Here is a 16857-nt window from a genome sequence, read left to right on the forward strand (position 1 = left end):
GGGCGGGCGCGACGGCGCTCAGACGGCGGTGGCCGGTTGCGCGAACACGGGGCGCGCCGGCGTGCCGGCCGACACGGTCAGCACTTCGTAGCCGGTGTCGGTGACGAGCACCGTGTGCTCCCATTGCGCGGACAGGCTGCGGTCGCGCGTCTTGACCGTCCACTGGTCGGGCATCGTGCGGATGTCGCGCTTGCCGGCGTTGATCATCGGCTCGATCGTGAAGATCATCCCGGCCTTCAGCTCGATGCCGGTGCCCGGGCGGCCGTAGTGGACGACCTGCGGATCCTCGTGGAACACCGTGCCGATGCCGTGGCCGCAGTATTCGCGCACCACGCTGTAGCCCTGCGCTTCCGCGTGCTTCTGGATCGCGTAGCCGATGTCGCCGAGATGCGCGCCAGGCTTGACCTGGTCGATGCCCAGCCACATGCATTCGTAGGTGGTCTGCACGAGGCGCTTCGCGAGGATCGAACCCTCGCCGACGATGAACATTCGGCTGGTGTCGCCGAAATAGCCGTTCTTGATCACGGTGATGTCGATGTTCAGCGCGTCGCCGTTCTTGATCACCTTCTCGCCCGGAATGCCGTGGCAGATCACGTCGTTGACCGAGATGCAGGTGGCCTTCGGGTACGGCGGATAGCCGGGCGGCTGGTAGTTCAGCGGCGCGGGGATCGTGCCTTGCTCGTTGATCATGAACTCGTGGCAGAGCCGGTCGAGTTCGGCGGTCGTGACGCCCGCGACGACGTGCGGCGTGATGAAGTCGAGCACTTCGCTCGCGAGACGGCAGGCAACGCGCATCTCCGCGATATCGTGTTCGTTTTTGAGCGTAATAGCCATCGAGGTATGCCTGGAATGCGGTGAATTGACGGATTATCGCACCTTATGGCGGGCCTCGCAGCCCCTGCGGGCCGCCCGGATGCGGGTTTTCGCGGATTGTCCGGCCCGCTGCCGCGCGGCAAGCGAAAGTGCCGCGCGACTTGAGAGCCGACAAATCCGCGTGCTATACTCTTTGGCTAAGTCGATATCCAAATGCCGAACTTTCCCCATTTTGGGGCGGCATTGCGGTGAAAGGCTTGCGGCACGGGCGTTTTGCACGTGCCGAATCGCAAGCCGGCGCAACCAGGGTGCCGGCCGCGCGGAATTCGCGCCCTTCGGGCGGGTTCGCGCGGCGGTACGGCGGCCGGCTTAAGACCCAACCCTCGTGGAGAATTTACATGGCAGTCACGATGCGCCAAATGCTGGAAGCGGGTGTCCACTTCGGTCACCAGACGCGCTTCTGGAACCCGAAGATGGCTCCGTTCATTTTCGGTCACCGCAACAAGATTCACATCATCAACCTCGAAAAGACGCTGCCGATGTTCACGGACGCACAGAAGTACGTGCGCCAGCTGGCAGCGAACCGCGGCACGATCCTGTTCGTCGGCACGAAGCGCCAGTCGCGTGACACGATCGCCCAGGAAGCGCAACGTGCGGGCATGCCGTACGTCAACGCACGCTGGCTCGGCGGCATGATGACCAACTTCAAGACGCTGAAGGTGTCGATCAAGCGCCTGAAGGACATGGAAGCAGCCGTCGAAGCGGGCGAAACCGAGAAGATGAGCAAGAAGGAAGCGCTGCTGTTCGAGCGTGAAATCGCCAAGCTGCAGAAGTCGATCGGCGGCGTGAAGGACATGGGCGGCATTCCGGACGCGATCTTCGTGATCGACGTCGGCTACCACAAGATCGCCGTCACGGAAGCGAACAAGCTGGGCGTGCCGGTCATCGCCGTGGTCGACACGAACCACTCGCCGGAAGGTGTGGACTACGTGATCCCGGGTAACGACGACTCGAGCAAGGCAGTCGCGCTGTACGCTCAAGGCGTGGCCGATGCGATCCTCGAAGGCCGTGCGAACGCGGTCAACGAAGTGGTCCAGGCAGCGCGCGGCGACGACGAGTACGTCGAGGAAAACGCGTAACTGGCCCCGAGCCGGCGCAAAAAGGGGGCTCTCAACAGGCCCCCTTTTTTTAAGCTTGTGCGCCGGACCTGATCGCGCCGAATCGGCGCGGGTCCGGAAACGAATCCCGGCCGTTCGCGTCCAAGCGGGCGGCGTTGTGAATACAGACTCAAGGAGCGAATGATGGCGGCAATTACCGCAAGCATGGTGGCAGAACTGCGCGCAAAGACCGACGCACCGATGATGGAGTGCAAGAAGGCGCTGACGGAAGCCGACGGCGATCTGGCCAAGGCTGAAGAGCTGCTGCGCGTCAAGCTCGGCAACAAGGCGAGCAAGGCCGCATCGCGCGTGACGGCCGAAGGCGTCGTCGCATCGTTCGTCGGCGGCAACGCGGGCGCGCTGGTCGAACTGAACTGCGAAACCGACTTCGTCGCGAAGAACGACGACTTCCTCGCATTCTCGAAGACGGTCGCGGAACTCGTCGCGACGAAGAACCCGGCCGACGTGGCAGCACTGTCGGCGCTGCCGCTCGACGGCAAGACGGTCGACGAAGTGCGTCTGGCGCTGGTCGGCAAGATCGGCGAGAACATCTCGATCCGCCGTTTCGTCCGTTTCGAAACCGCGAACAAGATCGCCACGTACCTGCACGGCGCGCGTATCGGCGTGATCGTCGAGTACACGGGCGCGGAAGAGCAGGTCGGCAAGGACGTCGCGATGCACATCGCCGCGATGAAGCCGGTCGCGCTGTCGTCGGCCGACGTGCCGGCGGAACTGATCGAGACGGAGCGCCGCGTGGCCGAGCAGAAGGCTGCCGAATCGGGCAAGCCGGCCGAAATCGTCGCGAAGATGGTCGACGGCAGCGTCCAGAAGTACCTGAAGGAAGTGTCGCTGCTGAACCAGACGTTCGTGAAGAACGACAAGCAGACGATCGAGCAGATGCTGAAGGCCGCGAATGCCGCAGTGCAGAAGTTCGCGCTGTTCGTCGTCGGCGAAGGCATCGAGAAGCGCCAGGACGACTTCGCCGCCGAAGTGGCCGCGCAAGTCGCAGCAGCAAAGCAGCAGTAAGCAGTCAGGCAGTATCCGCGGCGGGCGTCCGCTCCGCCGCGGCCGGCGCCGCCGCCGGCCGGCCGGGAACCCCGGTCCGGTCGTCGGCGCTTGCCCGAATCAGTATTTCGCCCCTACAGTTCGTGGTTGTCATCCTCTCGTCGCTCGGAAGCCCCTATGTCCAATGCCTATAAACGCGTCCTCCTCAAACTCTCCGGCGAAGCGCTGATGGGCGACGATGCCTTCGGCATCAATCGCGCGACGATCGAACGGATGGTGGCCGATATCGCGGAAGTCGTGCGTCTCGGTACGCAGCTCGCGGTCGTGATCGGTGGCGGTAATATTTTCCGCGGCGTCGCGGGCGGCGCGGCCGGCATGGACCGCGCGACGGCCGACTACATGGGGATGCTCGCGACGATGATGAATGCGCTGGCGCTGCAGGACGCGATGCGCCACGCCGGCATCGAGGCGCGCGTGCAGTCCGCGCTGCGCATGGACCAGGTCGTCGAGCCGTACATCCGGCCCCGCGCGATCCGTCAGCTCGAGGAAGGCCGCGTCGTGATCTTCGCGGCCGGCACCGGCAACCCGTTCTTCACGACCGATACCGCCGCCGCGCTGCGCGGCTCGGAAGTGGGCGCCGAAGTCGTGCTGAAGGCGACCAAGGTCGATGGCGTATATTCTGCCGATCCGAAGAAGGATCCGTCGGCCACGCGCTATACGACGATCAGCTTCGACGAGGCGATCAGCCGCAACCTGCAGGTGATGGACGCGACGGCATTTGCGCTGTGCCGCGACCAGAAGCTGCCGATTCGCGTGTTTTCGATCAACAAGCCGGGCGCACTCAAGCGCATCGTGCTGGGCGAGGACGAAGGTACGCTCGTCCACGTGTAAACTCCCGCGGACGCGGGCGATCGGCGCGAGTTGCCGGCCGCGGCGCGCGACACGCGCCGGGCGGGGCTCGCGTTCTTTTGAAGGTTTGAAGGTTCGGAGGTTGAAATGAGTGTCGCTGATGTCAAGAAGGGCGTCGAGCAAAAGATGCAGCGCTCGATCGAAGCGTTCAAGAACGATCTGGCCAAGATCCGTACGGGCCGTGCACACACCGGCCTGCTCGATCACGTGCAGGTCGACTACTACGGCTCGATGGTGCCGATCTCGCAGGTCGCGAACCTGACGCTCGTCGACGCACGCACGATCGGCGTGCAGCCGTGGGAAAAGAACATGGTCGCGAAGGTCGAGAAGGCCATCCGCGAGGCCGATCTGGGCCTGAATCCGGCGACGGCCGGCGACCTGATCCGCGTGCCGATGCCCGCGCTGACGGAAGAGCGCCGCCGCGAGCTGACCAAGGTCGTGAAGAGCGAAGGCGAAACGGCCAAGGTCGCGATCCGCAACCTGCGCCGCGACGCGAACGAAGCGCTGAAGAAGCTCGTGAAGGACAAGGAAATCTCGGAAGACGACGAGCGCCGTGCAAGCGACGACGTGCAGAAGCTGACCGACAAGCACGTTGCCGAAGTCGACAAGCTCGTGCAGACCAAGGAAGCCGAGATCATGACGGTCTGACGACCGTCCTCGCGCGCCGCCTTCCTCCCGCATTACTGTCTCAACGGCCATGACCTATACCAGCTCTACCGTTCGCGTGCCTGACGTCGGTGTCGTGCCGCGTCACATCGCGATCATCATGGACGGCAACGGCCGTTGGGCGACCGAACGCCGCTTGCCGCGCGTCGCGGGGCATACCCGCGGCGTCGATGCCGTGCGGGCGGTGGTCGAAGGCTGCGCGCGCGCCGGCGTCGAATACCTGACGCTGTTCGCGTTCAGTTCGGAAAACTGGCGCCGGCCGAACGACGAAGTGTCGTTCCTGATGCGGCTGTTCATCACCGCGCTCGAGCGCGAAGTGGGCAAGCTGCATGCGAACGGGATCCGCCTGCGTGTCGTCGGCGATCTCGAGCGTTTCGAGCCGCGCATCCGCGAACTGATCCGCCGCGCCGAAACCAAGACGGCGCGCAATACCCGTCTGACGCTCACCATCGCGGCCAATTACGGCGGCCGGTGGGACATCCTGCAGGCGACGAAGAAGCTCGTCGAGCAGGCCGTGCGCGAAGGTCGCGAGGTCGAAGTGACCGAAGACGCATTCGCGCCGCACCTGGCAATGGCCTACGCGCCGGAGCCCGATCTCTTCATCCGCACCGGCGGCGAGCAGCGCGTCAGCAACTTCCTGCTGTGGCAGCTCGCGTACGCCGAATTCTATTTCACCGACAAGTACTGGCCGGATTTCGACGGCGCGGCACTGGCCGACGCGATGGCGTCGTATACCGAGCGCGAGCGCCGTTTCGGGCGCACGAGTGCGCAGCTCGAACCGCAATCGCAGAACGCCGACTCCCTTTCATGCTGAAAACCCGTGTGATCACGGCGATCGTGATGCTGGCGGTGCTGCTGCCGGTGACGCTGTTCGCGCCGCTCGACGGGTTCGGCGCGCTGATCGGCGTCGTGCTCGTGTTCGCCGCGTGGGAGTGGGCGCGCCTGCTGAAGCTCGGCGGCGCCGGCCCCGTCGTCTACGCGGTCGTCGCTGCGCTCGCGCTCGCGGCCACCGTGCCGCTCGGCGTCGATGCGGCTTCGTCCCGTCCCCTTTTCATGGCGGCCGGCGTGTTCTGGCTGCTGGTCGGTCCGTTCGCGCTGCGACGCAAGCCCGAACTCGCGGGCGGCGTCTGGCGGCCGTTCCTGCTGGCCGCCGGCCTCGTCGTGTTCGCCGCCTGCTGGCACGCGCTCGTCGCGGCTCGCGCGCAGGGCGTGCCGTTCGTGCTGTCGCTGCTTCTGATCGTCTGGCTGGCCGATATCGGCGCATACTTCGCAGGCAAGGCCTTCGGAAAGCGTAAACTGGCCGTCACGATCAGCCCCGGCAAGAGCTGGGAAGGCGCGATCGGCGGCTGGTTCGCGGTCATGGTCGTCGCCGGTGTCGCGATGGCCGTGCACGCATTCGAACCGACCCTGTTTTCTGCATTCGCCGCGCGCTACGGCATGCCCGGCGCGTGGGCCGCGCTGACGCTGCTGGTCGCGTACAGCGTGATCGGCGACCTGTTCGAGTCGCTGCTGAAGCGGCAGGCGGGCGTGAAGGATTCGAGCGGACTGCTGCCGGGTCACGGCGGCGTGCTCGATCGTGTCGACGCGCTGCTGCCGGTGCTGCCGCTCGCGATGCTGCTGCTTGGTTAAACCATTATTTCTGTTATGCAAAAACGTCTGACATTGCTCGGTTCCACGGGCTCGATCGGAGACAGCACGCTCGATGTGGTCGCGCGCCATCCCGAGCGCTTCTCGGTCTACGCGCTGACCGCGCACCGCAACGGCGACAAGCTCGTCGAGCAGTGTCTGCGCTTCGCGCCTGAAGTGGCGGTGGTCGGCGATGCCGCGACGGCCGCGCACGTCGACGCGAAACTGCGCGCGGCGGGCAGCAAGACGATCGTGCTGCACGGGCCGCAGGCGCTCGTCGACGTGTCGAAGAGCGACGGTTGCGACACGGTGGTCGCGGCGATCGTCGGCGCGGCCGGCCTCGCGCCGAGCCTGGCGGCCGCACGCGCCGGCAAGCGGATCCTGCTCGCGAACAAGGAAGCGCTCGTGATGTCGGGCGCGATCTTCATGGACGCCGTGCGCGACCATGGCGCGATCCTGCTGCCGGTCGACAGCGAACACAACGCGATCTTCCAGTGCATGCCGCGCGATGCGGCCGAACACGGCGGGATCTCGAAGATCATCCTGACCGCGTCGGGCGGCCCGTTCCGCACGCGCGAGCCGGCCACGCTCGTCGACGTGACGCCGGACGAGGCGTGCAAGCACCCGAACTGGGTGATGGGCCGCAAGATCTCGGTCGATTCCGCGACGATGATGAACAAGGGCCTCGAGGTGATCGAGGCGCACTGGATCTTCGGGCTGCCGGGCGACCGGATCGACGTGCTGATCCATCCGCAGAGCGTGATCCATTCGCTCGTGTCGTACCGCGACGGCTCGGTGCTCGCGCAGCTCGGCAACCCCGACATGCGCACGCCGATCGCGCACGCGCTCGCCTTCCCCGAGCGCGTCGACGCGGGCGTCGACCAGCTCGACCTCGCGCAGATCGCCCAGTTGTCGTTCGAGAAGCCCGATTACGCGCGCTTCCCGTGCCTCGCGCTCGCGCTGAAGGCGCTCGAGGAAGGCGGTATCGCGAGCGCCGCATTGAACGCGGCGAACGAAGTGGCGGTCGAAGCATTTCTCGAGCGCCGGATCGGCTTCATGGCGATCGCGGCGACGGTCGACGCGGTGCTCAACACGCTGCCGAACCGCGCGCCCGACGGGCTCGACGACGTCCTCGCGGCGGATGCCGAGGCTCGCCGCCTCGCGGCCGCGATCATTGCAAAAGCGCCTGCGCCACGCGTGGAGCGTACGGTCTGAATGGGGTGCTCATGAACGTGCTGGTCGAACTGGTCGCGTTTGCGGTGGCGATCGGGGTGCTGGTCGTCGTGCATGAGTACGGACATTATCGCGTCGCGCGCTGGTGCGGCGTGAAGGTGCTGCGTTTCTCGATCGGCTTCGGCCAGCCCATCGCGCGCTGGGTCGGCCGCAGGACGGGCACCGAGTGGACGCTGTCCGCGCTGCCGCTCGGCGGCTACGTGAAGATGCTCGACGAGCGCGATCCGGGCCCGGGTGGCATTCCGCCCGACGAGCTCGGCCAGGCATTCAACCGCCAGTCGGTCTACAAGCGCATCGCGATCGTCGCGGCCGGGCCGATTGCGAACTTCCTGCTGGCAATCGCGCTGTTCTCCGTCGTATTCGCCACCGGCGTGACCGAGCCGGCCGCGATCGTCGCGCCGCCGGCCGCCGGCACGGCGGCGGCCCGCGCGGGCTTCGACGGCAGCGAGACGGTCGTGTCGATCCGCAACGCGCAGGGCGGCGAGTCCGAACCGGTGCGATCGTGGTCGGACCTGCGCTGGAAACTGCTGTCGGCCGCGTTCGACCATCGCGAGGTCGTGCTCGGCGCGCGCGACGGCAATGCGACGTTCGATTTCCGCGTCGACCTGCGCAACGTGCCCGACAGCCAGCTCGACGACGACTTCATGGCTCATCTGGGCTTCGAGGCCGGCGGCGGCACGTTGTCGGTCGCGTCGGTGCAGCCGGGCAGCGCGGCGGAGCAGGCCGGCCTGAAGGTCGGCGACAAGCTGGTCGCGCTCGACGGCAAGCCGCTCGGCGGCGCGGCGCGCTTCATCGATACGGTGAAGCACCACGCGGGCCAGCCGCTCGGCCTGCAGATCGAGCGCAACGGCGCCGCGCAGACGGTGTCGATCGTGCCGCAGATGCAGCGCGACGACGAATCCGGGCAGCAGGTCGGCCGGATCGGCGCGGCGCTGTCGATGCACGCGCCGTCGGTGGACGTGCGCTACGGGCCGATCGAGAGCCTGCGGCTCGGCGCGCACCGCACGTGGGACATTTCCGTGTATTCGCTGAAGATGTTCGGGCGGATGATCACGGGTAACGCGTCGCTGAAGAACCTGTCCGGCCCGGTGACGATCGCCGACTACGCAGGCAAGAGCGCGCGGCTCGGCCCGTCGGCGTTCCTGTCGTTCCTCGCCCTTGTCAGCATTAGCCTCGGCGTCCTGAACTTGTTGCCGATTCCCGTTTTGGACGGGGGGCATCTGTTATATTATGCGGTTGAAGCCGCGACCGGGAAAGCCGTCTCGGAGCGTTGGCAGCTGATTCTGCAAAGAGCCGGGTTGATCTGCATCGTCGCATTGTCGGCGATCGCGCTGTTCAACGATTTGGCTCGGTTAATCCATTTCTGAAGCGTCAGGCGGCGGCCGCTGGTCAGCCGCCTGATTTGATGCAGCTAAATATTGGGGATGCATGTTGTTCAAACCTCATCGCTTTGTACCTAAGACAGTTGCAGCGGCCGCGCTCGCCGCGCACGGCCTCGCGGCGCATGCAGCGGCACCGTTCGTGGTGCAAGACATCAAGATCGAGGGGCTGCAGCGCGTCGAAGCGGGTTCGGTGTTCGCCTATCTGCCGATCAAGCAGGGCGATACCTTCACGGACGACAAGGCATCCGAAGCAATCCGCGCGTTGTACGCGACGGGCTTTTTCAACGACGTTCGCATCGCCACGCAGGGCAACGTCGTGATCGTGCAGGTGCAGGAGCGTCCGGCCATCGCGTCGATCGACTTCACCGGCACGAAGGAATTCGACAAGGACAACCTGACGAAGGCACTGCGCGCGGTCGGCCTCGCCGATGGCCGCTACTACGACAAGGCGCTCGTCGACAAGGCGGAGCAGGAGCTCAAGCGCCAGTACCTGACGCGCGGCTTCTATGCGGCCGAGGTCAAGACGACGATCACGCCGGTCGACGCGAACCGCGTGTCGATCCTGTTCGCGGTCGCCGAAGGCCCGAGCGCCAAGATCCGGCAGATCAACTTCATCGGCAACAAGGCGTTCAGCACCAGCACGCTGCGCGACGAGATGCAGCTGTCGACGCCGAACTGGTTCTCCTGGTACACGAAGAACGACCTGTACTCGAAGGAAAAGCTCACGGGCGACCTCGAGGCCGTGCGCTCGTACTACCTGAACCGCGGCTACCTCGAGTTCAACATCGAGTCGACCCAGGTGTCGATCTCGCCGGACAAGAAGGACATGTACCTGACGGTCACGCTGCACGAAGGCGAGCCGTACACGGTGTCGGGCATCAAGCTGTCGGGCAACCTGCTCGATCGCGAGGCCGAACTCAACAAGCTGATCAAGATCAAGCCGGGCGACCGCTTCTCGGCCGAAAAGCTGCAGCAGACCACCAAGTCGATCGTCGACAAGCTCGGCGAATACGGCTACGCATTCGCGACCGTCAACGCGCAGCCGGACATCGACCAGGCGAACCACAAGGTGAACCTGAACCTCGTCGTCGACCCGAGCCGCCGCGTGTACGTGCGCCGCATCAACGTGGTCGGCAACACGCGCACCCGCGACGAAGTGGTGCGCCGCGAAATGCGCCAGCTCGAAAGCTCGTGGTTCGACTCGAACCGCCTCGCGCTGTCGAAGGATCGCGTGAACCGTCTCGGCTACTTCACCAACGTCGACGTGACGACGGTGCCGGTGGAAGGCACGAACGACCAGGTCGACGTGAACGTGAAGGTCGACGAAAAGCCGACCGGCGCGATCACGCTGGGCGCCGGCTTCTCGTCGACGGACAAGGTCGTGCTGTCGGCCGGCGTGTCGCAGGACAACGTGTTCGGTTCGGGCACGAGCCTGTCGGTGAACGTCAACACCGCGAAGAGCTACCGTACGCTGACCGTCACGCAGGTCGACCCGTACTTCACGGTCGACGGCATCAAGCGGATCACGGACGTCTTCTACCGCACGTACCAGCCGCTCTACTATTCGACGAGCTCGAGCTTCCGGATCATCAGCGCGGGCGGCAACCTGAAGTTCGGCATTCCGTTCTCGGAAGTCGACACCGTGTACTTCGGCGCGGGCTTCGAGCAGAACCGCCTCGACGTCGATTCGAACACGCCGCAGAGCTACCAGGATTACGTGAACGAGTTCGGCCGCGTGTCGAACACGGTGCCGCTGACGGTGGCGTGGTCGCGCGATGCGCGCGACAGCGCGCTGATTCCGAGCCGCGGCTACTTCACGCAGGCGAACATGGAGTACGGCGTGCCGGTCGGCAAGATCCAGTACTACAAGGCCGACCTGCAGGCGCAATACTACTATTCGTTCTCGCGCGGCTTCATCCTGGGCCTGAACCTGCAGGGCGGTTACGGTAACGGTATCGGCAACCCGTACCCGATCTTCAAGAACTACTACGCGGGCGGTATCGGCTCCGTGCGCGGCTACGAGCCGAGCTCGCTGGGCCCGCGCGACACGAAGACGAACGACCCGATCGGCGGTTCGAAGATGCTGGTCGGCAACATCGAGCTGACGTTCCCGCTGCCGGGCACGGGTTACGACCGCACGCTGCGCGTGTTCACGTTCCTCGACGGCGGTAACGTGTGGGGCAATGCGCCGGGCGGTACGAGTACGGGCGCCAACGGCCTGCGCTACGGCTACGGCGTGGGTCTCGCGTGGATCTCGCCGATCGGCCCGCTGAAGCTGAGCCTCGGCTTCCCGCTGCAGAAGCATGAAGGCGACCAGTACCAGAAATTCCAGTTCCAGATCGGGACGGCGTTCTGACCGAACGCATGACAACAGCAACGAGAGGGTAATTTTGCTAACCGGTAAGTTTTCGAAACGAGTGATGTGCGCGCTGACCGTTGCGCTGGCCCTGGGCGCGGCGACGGTGCACGCACAGGACGTCGCCCGCATCGCGGCGGTCAATTCGGATCGGATCCTGCGCGAGTCGGCGCCCGCCAAGGCGGCGCAGACGAAGCTCGAAGCCGAGTTCGCGAAGCGTGACAAGGATCTGCAGGATCTGGCGGCACGTCTGAAGTCGATGTCCGATTCGCTCGACAAGAACGGCACGTCGTTGTCGGCGGCCGATCGCGCGCAGAAGCAGCGCGATCTCGCGCAGCTCGACACCGACTTCCAGCGCAAGCAGCGCGAGTTCCGCGAAGACCTGAACCAGCGTCGCAACGAAGAGCTGGCTGCCGTGCTGGAAAAGGCGAACAAGGTCATCAAGCAGATCGCCGAGCAGCAGAATTACGACCTGATCGTGCAGGAAGCCGTGTACGTCAGCCCGCGCATCGACATCACCGACAAGGTGCTCAAGGCGCTCGCGTCCGGCTCGGCGAACTGAACGGAGCAGACGACGAATGGCATTGACGCTCGAGGAACTCGTAAAGCGGTTCGGCGGCGAGATCGCCGGCGACGCACAGTGCACGGTCGGCGGCCTCGCGCCGCTCGACCAGGCAGGCCCTCAGCAACTCGCGTTTCTCGCGAACCCGAAGTACCTGTCGCAGGTCGAGACGACCCGCGCCGGCGCGGTGCTGATCGCGCCGAAGGATCTTGAAAAGCTGGGCGCGGCCGCCACCGGTCGCAACTTCATCGTGACGCCGAATCCGTACGCGTACTTCGCGCGCGTCGCGCAGATGTTCATCGATCTCGCCACGCCGCCGCGTGCGGCCGGCGTGCATCCGAGCGCGACGATCGATCCGGCCGCGAAGGTCGCCGCGACCGCGGTGATCGGCCCGCACGTGACGGTCGAGGCCGGCGCGGTGATCGAAGACGGCGTGCAGCTCGACGCGAACGTGTTCGTCGGTCGCGGCACGACGATCGGCGCCGGCTCGCATATCTATCCGAACGCATCGGTGTACCACGGCTGCAAGATCGGCCCGCGCGCGATCATCCATGCGGGCGCCGTGATCGGCTCGGACGGCTTCGGCTTCGCGCCGGATTTCGTCGGCGACGGCGACGCGCGCACCGGCAGCTGGGTCAAGATCCCGCAGGTCGGCGGCGTGACGATCGGTCCGGACGTCGAAATCGGCGCGAACACGACGATCGACCGCGGCGCGATGGCGGATACCGTCATCGAGGAATGCGTGAAGATCGACAACCAGGTGCAGATCGGCCACAACTGCCGGATCGGCGCGTACACGGTGATCGCCGGCAGCGCCGGCATTGCGGGCAGCACGACGATCGGCCGCCACTGCATGATCGGCGGCGCGGCGGGGATCGCCGGCCACGTGACGCTCGGCGACTATGTCATCATCACCGCGAAGTCGGGCGTATCGAAATCGCTGCCGAAGGCCGGCATCTATACCAGCGCATTCCCGGCCGTCGACCACGGCGAATGGAACAAGAGCGCCGCGCTCGTGCGCAACCTCGACAAGCTGCGCGAGCGCATCAAGGCGCTCGAAGCCGCGCTCGCCGCCCAGGGCGGCGCCCACGCCTGAGCCCATCATGCGAGACCACGAACCGGGCACGGCCAGCGCAACCGGCCCGGTTCGTCAGACTGGGTCGCACGGCGGCCCGCTTCAGCCTTTGCATCACCACCGCGCAGCCTCTGCGTGAGACGAACCATCATGAGCACTGAAAAAATCAATCTCGACATCCACAAGATCCTCACGCTGCTGCCGCATCGCTACCCGATTCTGCTCGTCGACCGCGTGCTCGAACTCGAACCGCACAAAGGGATCAAAGCGCTGAAGAACGTGTCGATCAACGAGCCGTTCTTCCAGGGGCACTTCCCGAAGCGGCCGGTGATGCCGGGCGTGCTGATCCTCGAGGCGCTCGCGCAGGCCGCGGCGCTGCTGACGTTCGCGGAAGAGCAGCCGAAGGATCCGGAGAACACGCTGTATTACTTCGTCGGGATCGACGGTGCCCGCTTCAAGCGCGTGGTCGAACCGGGCGACCAGCTGATCCTGAACGTGACGTTCGAGCGCTACATCCGCGGCATCTGGAAATTCAAGGCGGTGGCGGAAGTGGACGGCAAGGTGGCGGCGGAAGCCGAACTGATGTGCACGGTCAAGACGGCCGACGCGGCGCCCTGAGCGACGCGGCACGCATGGATAACGTAACGCGAGCAACGCGACACATCATATCGAGAGGCAACGGCGCATGACCAGGATTCATCCTACCGCGATCGTCGAGCCGGGCGCGCAGATCGACGAATCGGTCGAGATCGGCCCGTACGCGATCGTCGGCCCGCACGTCACGATCGGCGCGCGCACGACGATCGGCTCGCACAGCGTGATCGAAGGCCATACGACGCTCGGCGAGGACAACCGCATCGGCCATTACGCGTCGGTCGGCGGCCGGCCGCAGGACATGAAGTACAAGGACGAGCCGACGAAGCTCGTGATCGGCAACCGCAACACGATCCGCGAATTCACGACGATCCACACGGGCACCGTGCAGGACGTCGGCGTGACGACGCTCGGCGACGACAACTGGATCATGGCCTATGTGCACATCGGCCACGACTGCCGCGTCGGCAACAACGTGATCCTGTCGAGCAACGCGCAGATGGCTGGCCACGTCGAGATCGGCGACTTCGCGATCGTCGGCGGCATGTCGGGCGTGCACCAGTTCGTGCGCATCGGCGCGCATTCGATGCTGGGCGGCGCGTCGGCGCTCGTGCAGGACATTCCGCCGTTCGTGATCGCGGCGGGCAACAAGGCCGAGCCGCACGGGATCAACGTCGAAGGGCTGCGCCGGCGCGGTTTCTCGGCCGACGCGATCTCGGCGCTGCGCAGCGCGTACCGCGTGCTGTACAAGAACAGCCTGTCGCTGGAGGAAGCGAAAGTGCAACTGCGCGAGCTCGCGCAAGCGGGCGGTGACGGCGATGCGCCGGTGAACGCGCTCGTCGAGTTCATCGACGCGTCGCAACGCGGCATCATCCGCTAAGCGATGCCGCTCCCGACCAATCAGCTGCGGCTCGCGATGGTGGCCGGCGAGCCGTCGGGCGACCTGCTCGCGGCATCGCTGCTCGGCGGCCTGCGCGAGCGGCTGCCCGAATCGGTCCAGTATTACGGGATCGGCGGGCAGCGCATGATCGCGCACGGCTTCGACTCGCACTGGCAGATGGACAAGCTGACCGTGCGCGGCTACGTCGAGGCGCTGGGGCAGATTCCCGAGATCCTGCGGATTCGCGGCGAACTGAAGCGCCAGTTGCTCGCCGAACGGCCGGATGCGTTCATCGGCGTCGACGCGCCCGATTTCAACTTCAACGTCGAGCAGGCCGCGCGCGACGCGGGCATCCCGTCGATCCATTTCGTGTGCCCGTCGATCTGGGCGTGGCGCGGCGGCCGGATCAAGAAGATCGCCAAGTCCGTCGACCACATGCTGTGCCTGTTCCCGTTCGAACCGGCGATTCTCGACAAGGCCGGCGTCGCATCGACCTACGTCGGCCATCCGCTCGCCGACGAAATTCCGCTCGAACCCGACACGCACGGCGCGCGCATCGCGCTGGGCCTGCCGGCCGACGGCCCGGTGATCGCGGTGTTGCCGGGCAGCCGGCGCTCGGAGATCGCGCTGATCGGCCCGACGTTCTTCGCGGCGATGGCGCTGATGCAGCAGCGCGAGCCCGGCGTGCGGTTCGTGATGCCGGCGGCGACGCCCGCGCTGCGCGAGCTGCTGCAGCCGCTCGTCGACGCGCACCCGCAGCTCGCGCTGACGATCACCGACGGCCGCTCGCAGGTCGCGATGACGGCCGCCGACGCGATCCTCGTGAAAAGCGGTACCGTCACGCTGGAAGCCGCGCTGCTGAAGAAGCCGATGGTGATCTCGTACAAGGTGCCCTGGCTGACCGGGCAGATCATGCGCCGGCAGGGCTACCTGCCGTATGTCGGCTTGCCGAACATCCTGGCGGGGCGCTTCGTCGTGCCCGAGCTGCTGCAGCATTTCGCGACGCCCGAGGCGCTCGCCGACGCGACGCTCACGCAGTTGCGCGACGATGCGAACCGTCGCACGCTGACCGAAGTGTTTACCGAAATGCATCTTTCGCTGCGGCAGAACACGGCCGCGAAGGCGGCCGAGGCCGTCGTGCGCGTGCTCGAGCAACGCAAGGGGCGCGCATGACCGCCGTCCGTGCACCGCGCCGCCGCGCGTCGAGCGACGTGCAGGGCGGTTTCGATTTCAGCCGTCCGGACGAGATCGTCTGCGGCGTCGACGAAGCCGGCCGCGGCCCGCTCGCGGGGCCGGTGGTGGCCGCCGCGGTGATCCTCGATCCGGCGCGGCCGATCGACGGACTCGACGATTCGAAAGTGCTGTCCGCGAAGAAGCGCGACATGCTGTACGACCTGATCGTCGCGCGTTCGCACGCATACTGCGTCGCGTCGGCGAGCGTCGACGAAATCGATACGCTGAACATCCTGCACGCGACGATGCTCGCGATGAAGCGGGCCGTCGAAGGGCTGTCGGTGCTGCCGACGCTCGCGCAGATCGACGGCAACCGTTGCCCGACGCTGAGCGTGCGCGCCGAGGCGATCGTCAGCGGCGACGCGCTCGTGCCGAGCATCTCGGCCGCGTCGATCCTCGCGAAGGTCACGCGCGACCGGATGCTGGTCGATCTGCACGAACGCTTCCCGGTGTACGGCTTCAACGTCCATGCGGGCTACGGCACCGCGAAACATCTTGCCGCATTGCGCGAGCACGGCCCGTGCGAAGCGCATCGGCGCTCGTTCGCGCCCGTGCGTGCGGCGCTCGATCTGATTCGATGAAAAGCATTACTTCCCGCGACAACCCGCTGTACAAGCGCCTGAAGGCGCTCGCGGGTTCGACGGCCCATCAGCGCCGCAGCGGCCAGGCGCTGCTCGAAGGCTTCCATCTGGCGAGTGCGTACCTCGACACGGGGGCGACGCCCGAGCTGTGCGTCACGACCGAAGGCGCGCTCGGCCACGCCGACGCGCAAGCGATCGTCGCCCGTATTGACGCGCAGCGGATCGTCACGCTGCCGGACGCGTTGTTCGGGCAGTTGTCGAACGTCGTCAACGGCGTCGGTTTCCTGCTGCTGGTCGACCGGCCGGCGCAACCGCTGCCCGAACGCGTGACGGATACGGCGGTCGTGCTCGACGGCGTGCAGGATGCGGGCAACGTCGGTTCGATCCTGCGCAGCGCGGCGGCGGCCGGCGTGCGTCACGTGTTCTGCGCGCCGGGGACGGCCCATGCGTGGTCGTCGAAGGTGCTGCGTTCGGGCATGGGCGCGCATTTCCTGCTGTCGATCCATGAGGATATCGACGCGGAGGCGCTGGCCGAACGCCTCGACGTACCGGTCGCGTTGACCGACTCGCATGGCGCGCAGGCGGTCTACGACTGCGATCTGTCGGGGCCCGTCGCGTGGGTGTTCGGCAACGAAGGCGCCGGCGTGTCGGCATTCTGGCGCGACGCGGCCACGCATCGCGTGACGATTCCGCAACCGGGCGGGATGGAGTCGCTGAACGTTGCGGCGGCGGCGGCAGTATGCCTGTTCGAGCAGGTGCGGCAGCAGCGGCCCGTGTGACGCCGC

Annotated in this window: 17 protein-coding genes; 16 read left to right on the forward strand and 1 reads right to left on the reverse strand. The window is 66.2% G+C overall.

Annotated features, from left to right (window positions below):
• Positions 1-18: 18 nt before the first annotated feature.
• Complete coding sequence (map, locus tag WS96_RS10785; RefSeq protein ID WP_059832445.1) at positions 19-834, reverse strand: type I methionyl aminopeptidase; 816 nt, start codon at positions 832-834, stop codon at positions 19-21.
• Between the two features lie 377 nt (positions 835-1211).
• Here map and rpsB point away from each other — a divergent pair, with 377 nt between their 5' ends.
• The 16 genes from rpsB to WS96_RS10865 all read left to right on the forward strand — a co-directional run bounded on the left by rpsB (position 1212) and on the right by WS96_RS10865 (position 16851).
• Positions 1212-1952 (forward strand): 30S ribosomal protein S2, encoded by a 741-nt coding sequence (gene rpsB, locus WS96_RS10790; RefSeq protein WP_034207665.1) that lies wholly within the window; start codon positions 1212-1214, stop codon positions 1950-1952.
• A gap of 162 nt (positions 1953-2114) precedes the next feature.
• Complete coding sequence (gene tsf / locus WS96_RS10795) at positions 2115-2996, forward strand: translation elongation factor Ts (protein WP_034207664.1); 882 nt, start codon at positions 2115-2117, stop codon at positions 2994-2996.
• A 156-nt stretch (positions 2997-3152) separates the two neighbouring features.
• A complete protein-coding gene (pyrH, locus tag WS96_RS10800; protein WP_006402648.1) occupies positions 3153-3866 on the forward strand; it encodes a UMP kinase in 714 nt (237 codons plus the stop codon).
• Between the two features lie 105 nt (positions 3867-3971).
• Complete coding sequence (gene frr / locus WS96_RS10805; protein WP_006483822.1) at positions 3972-4532, forward strand: ribosome recycling factor; 561 nt, start codon at positions 3972-3974, stop codon at positions 4530-4532.
• A 49-nt stretch (positions 4533-4581) separates the two neighbouring features.
• Positions 4582-5364: a polyprenyl diphosphate synthase gene (gene uppS, locus WS96_RS10810; protein WP_034207662.1), complete on the forward strand. Its 783-nt coding sequence runs from the start codon at positions 4582-4584 to the stop codon at positions 5362-5364.
• Entirely contained in the window at positions 5358-6179 is an 822-nt protein-coding gene (locus WS96_RS10815) for a phosphatidate cytidylyltransferase (RefSeq protein WP_059832447.1), read from the forward strand. The genes uppS and WS96_RS10815 overlap by 7 nt, the downstream gene beginning before the upstream one ends.
• Positions 6180-6194: 15 nt before the next feature.
• A complete protein-coding gene (locus tag WS96_RS10820) occupies positions 6195-7391 on the forward strand; it encodes a 1-deoxy-D-xylulose-5-phosphate reductoisomerase (RefSeq protein WP_059505904.1) in 1197 nt (398 codons plus the stop codon).
• 11 nt (positions 7392-7402) lie between these two features.
• Entirely contained in the window at positions 7403-8776 is a 1374-nt protein-coding gene (gene rseP, locus WS96_RS10825) for an RIP metalloprotease RseP (protein ID WP_059832448.1), read from the forward strand.
• A gap of 61 nt (positions 8777-8837) precedes the next feature.
• On the forward strand, positions 8838-11147 hold the full coding sequence (bamA, locus tag WS96_RS10830; RefSeq protein WP_006478499.1) for an outer membrane protein assembly factor BamA: 2310 nt from the start codon (positions 8838-8840) through the stop codon (positions 11145-11147).
• Between the two features lie 64 nt (positions 11148-11211).
• Complete coding sequence (locus tag WS96_RS10835) at positions 11212-11709, forward strand: OmpH family outer membrane protein (protein ID WP_034207658.1); 498 nt, start codon at positions 11212-11214, stop codon at positions 11707-11709.
• 16 nt (positions 11710-11725) lie between these two features.
• Positions 11726-12805 carry a UDP-3-O-(3-hydroxymyristoyl)glucosamine N-acyltransferase gene (lpxD, locus tag WS96_RS10840; protein WP_059832450.1) on the forward strand — a complete coding sequence of 360 codons (1080 nt, stop codon included), beginning with the start codon at positions 11726-11728 and terminating at the stop codon, positions 12803-12805.
• A gap of 129 nt (positions 12806-12934) precedes the next feature.
• Complete coding sequence (gene fabZ, locus WS96_RS10845; protein ID WP_006495559.1) at positions 12935-13402, forward strand: 3-hydroxyacyl-ACP dehydratase FabZ; 468 nt, start codon at positions 12935-12937, stop codon at positions 13400-13402.
• 67 nt (positions 13403-13469) lie between these two features.
• Positions 13470-14258, forward strand: a complete 789-nt coding sequence (lpxA, locus tag WS96_RS10850) for an acyl-ACP--UDP-N-acetylglucosamine O-acyltransferase (RefSeq protein ID WP_059832453.1) — start codon at positions 13470-13472, stop codon at positions 14256-14258.
• Between the two features lie 3 nt (positions 14259-14261).
• Positions 14262-15431 (forward strand): lipid-A-disaccharide synthase, encoded by a 1170-nt coding sequence (lpxB, locus tag WS96_RS10855; RefSeq protein WP_059832455.1) that lies wholly within the window; start codon positions 14262-14264, stop codon positions 15429-15431.
• Positions 15428-16072 carry a ribonuclease HII gene (gene rnhB / locus WS96_RS10860; RefSeq protein WP_059832457.1) on the forward strand — a complete coding sequence of 215 codons (645 nt, stop codon included), beginning with the start codon at positions 15428-15430 and terminating at the stop codon, positions 16070-16072. Before lpxB ends, rnhB begins: the two co-directional genes overlap by 4 nt.
• Entirely contained in the window at positions 16069-16851 is a 783-nt protein-coding gene (locus tag WS96_RS10865) for a TrmH family RNA methyltransferase (RefSeq protein ID WP_059832459.1), read from the forward strand. The genes rnhB and WS96_RS10865 overlap by 4 nt, the downstream gene beginning before the upstream one ends.
• Positions 16852-16857: the final 6 nt, after the last annotated feature.

This window comes from Burkholderia sp. MSMB1835, assembly GCF_001526365.1.
Lineage (GTDB): Bacteria > Pseudomonadota > Gammaproteobacteria > Burkholderiales > Burkholderiaceae > Burkholderia.

Bases quoted from the DNA above. Each gene is read 5' to 3' on its own strand.
- WS96_RS10815 (WP_059832447.1), top strand. From the start codon at position 5,358: ATGCTGAAAACCCGTGTGATCACGGCGATCGTGATGCTGGCGGTGCTG.
- WS96_RS10835 (WP_034207658.1), top strand. From the start codon at position 11,212: ATGTGCGCGCTGACCGTTGCGCTGGCCCTGGGCGCGGCGACGGTGCAC.
- lpxB (WP_059832455.1), top strand. From the start codon at position 14,262: ATGCCGCTCCCGACCAATCAGCTGCGGCTCGCGATGGTGGCCGGCGAG.
- bamA (WP_006478499.1), top strand. From the start codon at position 8,838: ATGTTGTTCAAACCTCATCGCTTTGTACCTAAGACAGTTGCAGCGGCC.
- lpxA (WP_059832453.1), top strand. From the start codon at position 13,470: ATGACCAGGATTCATCCTACCGCGATCGTCGAGCCGGGCGCGCAGATC.
- WS96_RS10865 (WP_059832459.1), top strand. From the start codon at position 16,069: ATGAAAAGCATTACTTCCCGCGACAACCCGCTGTACAAGCGCCTGAAG.
- fabZ (WP_006495559.1), top strand. From the start codon at position 12,935: ATGAGCACTGAAAAAATCAATCTCGACATCCACAAGATCCTCACGCTG.
- rnhB (WP_059832457.1), top strand. From the start codon at position 15,428: ATGACCGCCGTCCGTGCACCGCGCCGCCGCGCGTCGAGCGACGTGCAG.
- map (WP_059832445.1), bottom strand. From the start codon at position 834: ATGGCTATTACGCTCAAAAACGAACACGATATCGCGGAGATGCGCGTT.
- rpsB (WP_034207665.1), top strand. From the start codon at position 1,212: ATGGCAGTCACGATGCGCCAAATGCTGGAAGCGGGTGTCCACTTCGGT.
- uppS (WP_034207662.1), top strand. From the start codon at position 4,582: ATGACCTATACCAGCTCTACCGTTCGCGTGCCTGACGTCGGTGTCGTG.
- rseP (WP_059832448.1), top strand. From the start codon at position 7,403: ATGAACGTGCTGGTCGAACTGGTCGCGTTTGCGGTGGCGATCGGGGTG.
- WS96_RS10820 (WP_059505904.1), top strand. From the start codon at position 6,195: ATGCAAAAACGTCTGACATTGCTCGGTTCCACGGGCTCGATCGGAGAC.
- pyrH (WP_006402648.1), top strand. From the start codon at position 3,153: ATGTCCAATGCCTATAAACGCGTCCTCCTCAAACTCTCCGGCGAAGCG.
- lpxD (WP_059832450.1), top strand. From the start codon at position 11,726: ATGGCATTGACGCTCGAGGAACTCGTAAAGCGGTTCGGCGGCGAGATC.
- tsf (WP_034207664.1), top strand. From the start codon at position 2,115: ATGGCGGCAATTACCGCAAGCATGGTGGCAGAACTGCGCGCAAAGACC.
- frr (WP_006483822.1), top strand. From the start codon at position 3,972: ATGAGTGTCGCTGATGTCAAGAAGGGCGTCGAGCAAAAGATGCAGCGC.